Genomic DNA, 10139 nt, shown 5'->3' with positions numbered 1-10139 from the left:
TGTTGCAATGATATATGCATTTCTATTTGGCTTTGGAAAAATTATTCTTGGCAGTGCAATAACCGGAATCATATTTGTTATTTTTGGTTTTATCTTTGGTTCAATCATTTATTTTGGAATGAAAAAACGTGGCTGGGAAACACTTTCAAAATAAATGGAGAAGTAAACTTTGGAATTGTAATTATTAGTTTTATTATCCGGTATTTTATTTGTTCAAAATCTTTTTGGCAATTATTTATTTAGTAAAATTGTAAATCAGAAATAGATTATGTTAAATAAGGAAAATATAAAAAAACTAAAACTCATTGTTTTCGATCTTGACGGAACTTTGCTGGATGATGAGGGACAAATTGGTGTTGAAACCAAAACCTTAATCAAACAATTAAAACAGCGTGGAGTACAATTTACTTTTGCTACACAAAGAGTACATTCTTCCATTTTAGATTACGCGGCGCAGCTTGAAATAAACGTTCCATTAATTTCACTTGATGGCGCGTTAATACAAAGCTATCCAAATAAAGTTACCATATTCGAATCATTTGTTCCGGAAAAATATGTTAGAAAAGCCATTTATCTTGCCGATAAATTTTTATTAAAAATTGCGCTTTGCCATGCTGAAGCTATATTTTATACTGAATATAATTCAACAATTCCATTTTTACTTGATAAATATGGTGCGGCTTTTAAAGAAGTGTTATCCTATGATACTTTTACCCGACAAACTCTGGAAGTGATAATTACCGGTGAACAGAATGATGCAGTCAAATATCTAAGCAATCAATTAAGCTTTCCGTGTAGTTTTGGTTTGGATTCTTCTTATTTTAAATCTCATAGTCGTGAAGGCAACTATTTCCTGGAAGTTAGAAAAGGTGGGAGCTCTAAAGCAAAAGGAGTGAAAAGATTACTTAGACACTTGAAGCTAAACATCAGGCAAACCGCTGTTGTGGGTGATTGGTATAACGACAGAAGTCTGTTTGAAACCAATGCATTAAAAATTGCTGTTGCTAACGCTGTGCCGGAAATAAAAAGACTGGCAGACTACATTACAAAAAAAACAAATGACGAAGATGGGGTTGCTGAATTTTTAGAAATGGTTTTAAGATCTAAGAAGGAATGAAAAATGTCTTCTGCCGATAATATTTCAGTCCTAAAAAAAAGCAGAAGGATTAAGCTCCTCATTTTTTTAATTTCGGTTATACTTATTGTATTAATGTTTCCTAAAGGAGTTTCGATTGAATCTGAAGTAACAGTTGGTTCAATTTGGATTCAAGAGGATTTAATTGCCACTACCAGCTTTCCTATTTATAAAGATCCGGAAGTTTATGCTTTAGAAAAAAGAAAAGCGGGTGAAAAAGTTTTCCCGATCTTTATCAAGAATGAAAATATCTTTATCCAAAGCATCGATTCGCTGCATTCCTACAATACTTATTTGATTACTCAAATTGAAAATGAAAGCGATGAATCAGAAAATAATAATACATTTATCAGTCCAGCTTCATTCAAAGCTCTTAAGAATTTTTATAAATTCGAAAATAAGCGTTCGAAAGGAAATAAAAACCTTAGGCAAGTATTTTCTTTAGCAGAAGATATTCTAAAACGGGTTTACAAAACAGAAATACTTAATCTTTTATATAATGAAATTAAAAAGGATAGTATTGCTTATAGAATTGGAAAGTTTGATTATGTAGCTCCTAAAAAAAAATATCAGGATTTAAAAGTAGTTCATGATTATGTGGCTGAGTATGTAAATGGAGCAATCAGCGATCCGCAGCTTAATTACGCAATTATAGAGTATGTTAATCATTTCATCCGCCCAAATCTAAATTTTGATGAAAAGTTAACACAACTGGAAATAGCGCAGGCATATAATAAAGTTTCACCTAACACCGGTATAGTAAATGAAAATGAAAGAATAATAGCAAAGCACGATAGAGTAACTGATGATAAAAAATTAAAAATTGATTCGTACCGGAAAGCAAAAGCAGAGGAAGGCGGTTTTGTAAATACATTTACTCAAACGTTGGGTAAGTTTTTGCATGTTTTTTTAATAATATCCCTTTATGCAATTTATCTTTTTCTTTTCCGGAAAAAAATTTTCCACGACAATGTAAAAATTCTTTTGATTTCCTTGATAATATTGTTTATAAGCAGTATAACCTTTCTTATAAATCAGATCGTTATAAGTTCACCTTTGCATTTATTGGTAATACTTCCGGCAGCATCTATGTTGCTAACCATCATTTTTGATAGCCGGGTTGGATTTTATGGAACTGTTGTAATTGCATTAATTGCCGGTAGTTTAAGAGGAAATGATTATTCATTTACTGCCATGAATATTTTTGCCGGTGCTCTTGCTGCTTATACAGTCCGTGATATTAAAAACAGGACGCAAATTTTCCGTTCATTTGGATATATTCTAGTAGGATATTTAGTTAGTATCCTTGCATTTGGATTAGAACGTTATGAGTCATATGACAGAATACTTATAGAGTATGCTTTTGCAGCCGGGAATGCTTTAATCAGTCCGGTTTTTACTTTTGGAATGATAATTTTCTTTGAAAAATTTTTTAAGATAACAACTGACCTTACATTGTTAGAATTAACTGACTTTAACAGACCACTCATAAAAAATCTTGCAAGAGTTGCTCCGGGTACTTTTACACATTCCATGACTGTAGGTTCGCTGGTTGAAAGAGCTGCTGAAGCAATTGGTGCAAATCCTTTACTTGCAAGAGTTGGAGCATATTACCACGATGTTGGCAAAACAGTTAATTCAGATTACTTTGTAGAGAACCAGATGGACAATGAAAACTCACATTCCAAATTGGATCCCAAAGCAAGCGCTGCAATTATCATTAATCATGTTACAAAAGGTATTGATTTAGCAAAAGAAGAAAAATTACCAGCGGAAATAATTGATTTCATTCCAATGCATCACGGTACATTAGTTATGAGTTTTTTCTATGAAAAAGCCAAAGAACTTTATGGTGATAGTAATGTAAACATAATCGATTACCGGTATAAAGGTCCTAAACCAAATTCTAAAGAAACAGCTCTTGTTATGCTTGCCGATGCTTGCGAATCTACAGTACGTTCAATTGATGAGCCGGATCCAGCTAAAGTTGAAAATGTAATTAACAGTCTTTTTAAAAACCGCCTGGCAGACGGACAATTGGATGAATCGCCTGTTACACTTAAAGATCTAAAAATTATTAAAGAAATTTTTCTTAACATCCTTTTAGTACAACACCACAAGCGAATTCGTTACCCCAAGCAAGATGAAATGGAAAATTTGAAGGAGAAAAGTGATGACATTTCCTAAAAATCTGTCATCTGTATTAAATTATGTCTGAACTCCTAAAAGAATATTTAACTGTTTTGCGTCTTGAAAAAAATCTATCCAAAAACACCATCGATTCATATAGGAATGATATTACCAAACTGCTTGAATACGCTGAAGATTTATATCTCATTACTGATGAAAATTTAATTGATTATCGTGTTCTAGTAAAATTCTATAAATCGATGAGCGATGTTGGTATCTCAAGCTCTACAACAGCAAGATATTTATCTTCACATAAAAGTTATTTTGGTTACCTTAAGACGTACAATTATATTGAAAAGGATCCGACTGAAAAAATTACTCCACCAAAACTTTCTAGAAAACTTCCGGTTGTATTAAATTTTGATGAAGTAGAAAAAATTCTTGATGCTCCGGATGTTCAAACTAAATTTGGATTAAGAGATAAAGGATTGCTTGAAATTATGTATTCTTCCGGGTTAAGAGTTTCGGAAACGATTAACTTACATTTACACGATTTGATTTTTAGCGAAGGGATTATTCGCGTTCTGGGCAAAGGATCAAAAGAACGGATTGTACCGGTTGGAAGTAGTGCGATTGAGTGGGTAAATAAATATCTGCTTGAATCGAGACCAACATCGGAAAGAAGAGGAAAAAGTTTGAACTATGTATTTCTAAACAACCACGGAACAAAACTTTCGCGGATGGGTATCTGGAATATTGTTAATAAATATGCTAAGAAAGCAGGAATAGAAAAGGAAGTGCATCCACATACCTTCAGGCATTCCTTTGCAACGCATTTACTGGAAGGTGGTGCAGATTTACGCTCTGTTCAGGAAATGCTTGGACACGCAGATATTTCAACAACTCAAATTTATACTCACATCGATAGAGAATATATTAAACAAGTCCACAGAGACTTTCATCCAAGAGGAAAATAAATTGCCTGATATTCAAATAAATGAAAAACTGATTACATTCGTTTTATTCTTGCCGCTTTTTTTAATTTCACTTGCTGTGCATGAATTTGCCCATGCATTTTCTGCCTTTAAGTTCGGAGATGATACAGCAAAAAACTCAGGAAGGTTAACACTAAATCCATTCAAGCATCTCGATTTGGTTGGCAGCATAATTATGCCGCTAATTTCTTTTGCTTCTGGTGGATTTATAATTGGTTGGGCTAAACCAGTTCCTGTTAATCCAAATAATTTTAGTAACAAACGAAGAGACGATGCAATTGTCTCCTTCGCGGGACCGCTATCAAACTTAATACTGGCAGTGTTATTCTTTATAGCATATTTTTTTATTGCAAAATCTTCTGATAATCCAACGGAAAATTTCCAAAGAATTCTTACAGCGCTGCATCTTGGTGGATACTTTAATATTTTTTTGTTTGCCTTCAATTTATTACCAATTCCACCGTTGGATGGCTCACATATTCTTTATGATATTTTTCCCAACAGAATTATTGCCGGCTATTTAAATGCAGGAATGTATGGTTTCTTGATCCTGCTGGTTTTTATATACAGCCCATTGTGGGGTTATTTTGTAAAATTCGTTAATTTTATTTATGAAATACTTATTTCAATAATCGGGAAAGCTTAGTTATTGATGTCTCAAATTTTTATTTGTTTATCAGTTTGTTGTATTTTTTTAAGTTGCGGAAGAAATCAGCAAAGTGAGTTTGAATATATAAATTCCCGCGACACGGATAAATTTTTTATTGAAGTAAAATCATTTGAAGAAAAAACTAAAGCAAATGATTTTGCTATTCAACTTCAGGGTAAGATTAAAAATCGTGTTTGCTTTTATATTGATAGTACCAACAGGAGTAAATTTTACAAAGTTTGTATTGGCACTTTCGGTAATTCGTATTCTGCTGGCGAGGTTGGATACAGATTATTTATTAAAAAATATATTCAGGATTACTCAGTAATTCAAAATTTTCATCCAGTTTACGATGAATTTTCCAATTTGATCTATGTGGGAATGTTTCAAGGGAAATCGTCATTGTATAAATTTAATTTGAAATCAAAATCCTCTGAAATATTCTGGCGATTGTCCGGCGAGAATGTTATTGAATTCGTGAGTTCAAGTGATACAAATATTGCTTTCCTTCTAACAGCCATTAAATCCGGGAGGAAGGGAATCTTTCCTTTTATAAATGGTGTAAAATTGTATAAGGTCAATACTTCAGAAGAAAAAGTTGAATTGGTAAAAGATGTTGGCGACGTAATACAGCTATTTACGGTTTGGGAAAATGATAATTCATTTAAAATGATTTTTAATTCGTTCGATAAAAAGGTTTCCACCTTTGTAAATCAGCAAACTACTATCTTTGGTACTAATGGGAGAATTCTTTCAGATATTAAGCAAACATTTGACTTAGTTAAAGAAAATTATCCTCAACTACCAAAGCGAATGATTAAAAGAAATGCTCCGGATAATACATATTCGCTGGTGGATTCCACCTTTAATGGCGTTTACAATTATTATTTAAAAACATCTACGCAAAAGTATTTTATTTTTTCAACGGATCAGAAATTGAATCAAATAGTCTGGGTGGATGGAAAACAATTAATATTTTCAACTGTTGATATTTCACCATCTAACAAAACTATCCATACAAATTCTCCAAAGACTTCTACTTTAACTATATTTGATGTAAAGGATAAAAAATTAGTTAAGCAATGGGTGAACAGCGGCGAGAAAAATTTCTTAATAAAATCCAATTTTCTTTTTTTTGATGATGACTTCGGTCGAAAATCAAAAATTTATATTTACGATCTGGATAATAAACAAATAGTTGAGACAATTTCTGTTACAGGTGGCTGTGGATTAAAAAAAATCCCGGTCATCCCGCAATTTTATTAGTCAAGTTTATAAGAAAAAAGTGAAAACATATTTTAGAATATTAAACTACGTTAAACCATACTGGCGGCATCTAACTGCATCCGTGTTCTGTACAATTCTTTTTGCAATGCTTAATGGCGGATCGATTTATTTAACCATTCCTCTCCTGGATACATTATTCCAGGAATCAAAAACAATTACAACTCAACAACAGCCGTCGCAAATTGAAAAAGTAGCACAGGTTTTACCCGGCTGGTTTGATAATTTAAAACATTTTATATCAGATGCATTTAATAATTTTGTTTTTAGCGGTACAAAAACGGAAGCATTAATGAAAATTTGTTTCCTAGTTCTTTTTACTTTTCTTGGAAAAAATCTTTTTGGTTATCTTCAAGCATATTATTTGGCAGTAGTTGAACAGGGATTGACACGAGATCTTCGGAACCACGCTTATGTTCATTTACACAAACTTCCAATGAGTTATTTTAAGAATGAAAAGACCGGCAATCTGATTTCGCGCATTACAAATGATGTAAATGTTGTTAATGCAAGCGTCTCCGCCGTGTTCCTGAATTTAATCCGTGAACCGCTTAATATAATTGTGTTTCTTGGAATTGCTCTGTCAATAAGCTGGCGATTAACACTATTTTCTGTTGTGGTCCTTCCATTTTCAATCGGAATTATAAGTTGGATTGGATTGATTCTTAGAAAGCAAAGCGGATTACTTCAGGAAAAGATGGCAGATATAACTACTGTTCTTCACGAAACCATTTCCGGAGTTAAAATTGTAAAAGCATTTGGAATGGAGAATTACGAGAACAAAAAATTTATGAGGGAAACCAACAGCTTTTTCAAATTGATTTTAAAAATTGTAAGAATAAGAAATGCAGCTTCACCGATAACCGAGTTTTTAAGTGTTATAGTCGGAGTGTTTCTGGTTTATTATGGTGGGCGTTTAGTCCTTGAGGAAGGAACATTGAAAGCGAGCCAGTTTCTTGGATTTCTTTTTGCCATATTTCAACTTATGCCGCCGATAAAAGAATTAAGCAGCGTGAACAGTAGAATTCAGGAATCCAGCGCCGCTGCTGACAGAGTTTTTGAAATACTTGATACTGAACCAGCAATAAAAAACATCGAAAGTCCCAAACCACTAACAAGCTTTACAAGTAATGTTGAATTCAGAAATGTTTCCTTTCATTATGATGACGCAGATGAATTGGTTCTTGACAATATTAATTTTAATGTGAAGAAAGGTGAAATAATTGCATTCGTGGGCAGCAGCGGTTCCGGTAAAACTACACTGGTAGATTTAATTCCCCGGTTCTTCGATCCAACTTCAGGAAATATTTTAGTTGATGGAATCAATATAAAAGAAGTTAGGATTGAAGATCTTCGTAAACTGCTTGGAATAGTTACGCAGGAAACGGTTCTATTCAATGATTCCATCCGGAATAACATTGCATATGGTTTGGAAAATTATTCAATGGATAAAATTATTGAAGCCTCGAAAGCTGCTAACGCACATAATTTTATAATGGAATTTCCGAAAGGTTACGATACAATTGTTGGTGAACGAGGCGCAAAAATTTCAGGTGGGCAGCGGCAAAGGTTATCAATTGCACGTGCTCTTCTTGTTAATCCACCAATAATGATTTTTGATGAAGCAACTTCTGCGCTTGATAGCGAATCTGAAGTATTAGTTCAGGAAGCAATTGAAAGATTAATGTTTGACAGAACGACATTTGTTATTGCTCATCGCTTAAGCACAATCAGGAATGCTGATAGAATTGTTGTACTTGATAATGGGAAAATAGTTCAGCAAGGGAAACATGATATTCTGATGGAAGACGAAAAAGGAATTTATAAAAAATTGTACGAGCTCCAATTCAGAGAGCAGAGATAACTTTGGAAAAAGCAAATACAATAGCTGTTTTGGATAAGCTGATTTTAGGATGTGTTGTAATTTTTTTAGTTAGTCTTAACAACTCAATCTTTATAAACCAGCTTGGATATTATGGTGGTCTAATTTTGTTGGCTGCCAGGTATTTCGTTTCTAAGGAAAATAAATTCAGAAAAACAGGTCTGGAAATTCTGTTCCTACTTTTTCTGCTGGCAGAAATTATTTCCACTATTTTGTCTATCAACAAACCGCTCGCATTCAACAATTTATTAAAAAGAATTCTTCTTATTCCGATTGTTTATACAATTGTTGCAGCCACAGAAGATTTAGAAAAAGCGAAATTATTTTTCAAAATTTATTTGTGGGCGGCGTTCATAACAATACTTGCTTACATTGTATTTGCATATGAGCATTTCATCTCTCAGCTTTATCAAATTGAATCGAAAGGTCCTTCTCCTTTTCAATATGTAATGACAGCCGGTGGATTAATTAGTTTTACAACAATATTCTTTTTTGCTTTACTGGTGAACGAAAAAACAAAAATCTGGGAGAAATTATTTTATGTTTCTGGATTTATTATTTCATCTTTAGCACTATTTGCAAGTTATACCCGTGCAGCCTGGATTGGAACTGCAGCAGGCATTTTACTTATTCTGATCATAAAAAAGAAATGGTTGATGCTTGGTGCAATTATAGTCTTTGTTGTAACTTTTGCTTTTATGCAAACAAACAAAAGCAGCATTTCAGTTTATTCTTACTTAGATGGCAAACTACATCTTGAAAGAATGTTCGCAACACAGGGGAGAGCACAGTTTATTTATCCGGAAGGAAAAAAAGTATTTGTTAGCGATTATCAAAAAGGAGTGTTTCTGTTTGATGAATCAGAATATAAAAATATTCTTCAAGTAAAGTCGCCTATTGCTTCCTTTTTAAAATGGAAAGATGATTATTATCTGGCTTCTTTATCGGATTATCGGTTGAGAGTTTTTAGAAAAGTAAATCAGGATAAATTTATTTTTCAAAAAGAATTTCTATCACCAGGTTTAACTTACTCTTCGCTTATTGCAAATGGAAATTTTTATGTTGCGGATGTTGATAGCGGTTTAACAATTTTTACTAATCCAACAGAAACCGGGCAGTACCACCGCTTCCCTGAACTGAAAAATATTCGTTATCTTGCAGTCGATTCAACTAACCTGGCTTGCTATACTGTTGATAATCTTCTAATGGTTTATCAATTGCAGAACGGATTACCTGCAAAAAAAATATTTAACAAAAAAATAATTACCAATTTTGGTTTCCTATCACTTGTAAATAACTATTTGTTATTCTCAACAGGAAGCAGCGTAAAGCTGTTGAAAATTGATTTGACTGATGTTAAGGAAATTGACGATAATATTTTATTGAAGAAAGCATTCAACTTTATTTCTTCCAGCGATAAGTACTTTATTACAGACTTTTCAGGTAAACTTTATGAATTGGAATATCCAATTCGAGATAAAATAAAAATAATAAATACAAGCCAACTACCGTTTGCTCCATTTACAGCCGCTTTTGAGAACAATAAATTTTACTTTAGCGAAGTTAAATTAAGCAGACTGAATTCCATTATTGATCCATACCATATAACTAATGTTCAGCGGGAATATCAGTGGCAAGCTGGCTATAGAATTTGGAAAGATTATCCGTTTTTTGGCGTTGGCGACATTGACATGCACCCGGTATACAAAAAGTACATGAATTATTTTGAAAAGGAAACGTTCGGTCATCTTCATAATAATTACGTACAGCTTCTTGCTGCGCTTGGTATTTTTGGATTTTTAATTGTAATGGCTTTACTGTTAAAAATATTATTAACACATATTAAAATTTATAAGCAGCTTAAATCGATTCAATTTGCTTCTTCGTATTCGCTTGGCGCACTCGCTGTATTTGTTGGATTTTTAGTCTCCGGACTCGCTGAATGGAATTTCGGTGATCATGAAATCATAACAATGGTTTGGTTTACACTTGGATTAAATTTAGCCTTTTATAAAACAGCTTTAATAAATAATAATTTAACCGGTAGTAATAAAATTTAGATTA

General features: G+C 32.9%; 7 protein-coding genes. All 7 read left to right on the top strand.

Annotated features, from left to right (window positions below):
- Nucleotides 1–268: 268 nt before the first annotated feature.
- From NTX22_13355 to NTX22_13325, 7 genes are read left to right on the top strand one after another with little or no spacing between them, the layout of a single operon-like run.
- Nucleotides 269–1117, top strand: a complete 849-nt coding sequence (locus NTX22_13355; GenBank protein MCX6151512.1) for a Cof-type HAD-IIB family hydrolase — start codon at nucleotides 269–271, stop codon at nucleotides 1115–1117.
- 3 nt (nucleotides 1118–1120) lie between these two features.
- Nucleotides 1121–3322 carry an HDIG domain-containing protein gene (locus NTX22_13350; protein ID MCX6151511.1) on the top strand — a complete coding sequence of 734 codons (2202 nt, stop codon included), beginning with the start codon at nucleotides 1121–1123 and terminating at the stop codon, nucleotides 3320–3322.
- Nucleotides 3323–3345: 23 nt separating this feature from the next.
- Entirely contained in the window at nucleotides 3346–4242 is an 897-nt protein-coding gene (xerD, locus tag NTX22_13345) for a site-specific tyrosine recombinase XerD (GenBank protein ID MCX6151510.1), read from the top strand.
- A gap of 1 nt (nucleotide 4243) precedes the next feature.
- Nucleotides 4244–4906: a site-2 protease family protein gene (locus NTX22_13340; GenBank protein ID MCX6151509.1), complete on the top strand. Its 663-nt coding sequence runs from the start codon at nucleotides 4244–4246 to the stop codon at nucleotides 4904–4906.
- Nucleotides 4907–4912: 6 nt separating this feature from the next.
- On the top strand, nucleotides 4913–6175 hold the full coding sequence (locus tag NTX22_13335) for a hypothetical protein (protein MCX6151508.1): 1263 nt from the start codon (nucleotides 4913–4915) through the stop codon (nucleotides 6173–6175).
- 19 nt (nucleotides 6176–6194) lie between these two features.
- The gene (locus NTX22_13330) at nucleotides 6195–8057 is read left to right on the top strand and encodes an ABC transporter ATP-binding protein (protein ID MCX6151507.1); all 1863 of its coding nucleotides are present in this window, start codon (nucleotides 6195–6197) and stop codon (nucleotides 8055–8057) included.
- Between the two features lie 2 nt (nucleotides 8058–8059).
- Nucleotides 8060–10135: an O-antigen ligase family protein gene (locus tag NTX22_13325; protein MCX6151506.1), complete on the top strand. Its 2076-nt coding sequence runs from the start codon at nucleotides 8060–8062 to the stop codon at nucleotides 10133–10135.
- The last annotated feature ends 4 nt before the right edge of the window (nucleotides 10136–10139 follow it).

This window comes from Ignavibacteriales bacterium (assembly GCA_026390815.1).
In the GTDB taxonomy this organism is placed as follows: Bacteria; Bacteroidota; Ignavibacteria; order Ignavibacteriales; family SURF-24; genus JAPLFH01.
This window is presented reverse-complemented; position numbering and strand designations above follow the sequence as displayed.

Bases quoted from the DNA above. Each gene is read 5' to 3' on its own strand.
- NTX22_13335 (MCX6151508.1), top strand. From the start codon at position 4,913: ATGTCTCAAATTTTTATTTGTTTATCAGTTTGTTGTATTTTTTTAAGT.
- xerD (MCX6151510.1), top strand. From the start codon at position 3,346: ATGTCTGAACTCCTAAAAGAATATTTAACTGTTTTGCGTCTTGAAAAA.
- NTX22_13355 (MCX6151512.1), top strand. From the start codon at position 269: ATGTTAAATAAGGAAAATATAAAAAAACTAAAACTCATTGTTTTCGAT.
- NTX22_13350 (MCX6151511.1), top strand. From the start codon at position 1,121: ATGTCTTCTGCCGATAATATTTCAGTCCTAAAAAAAAGCAGAAGGATT.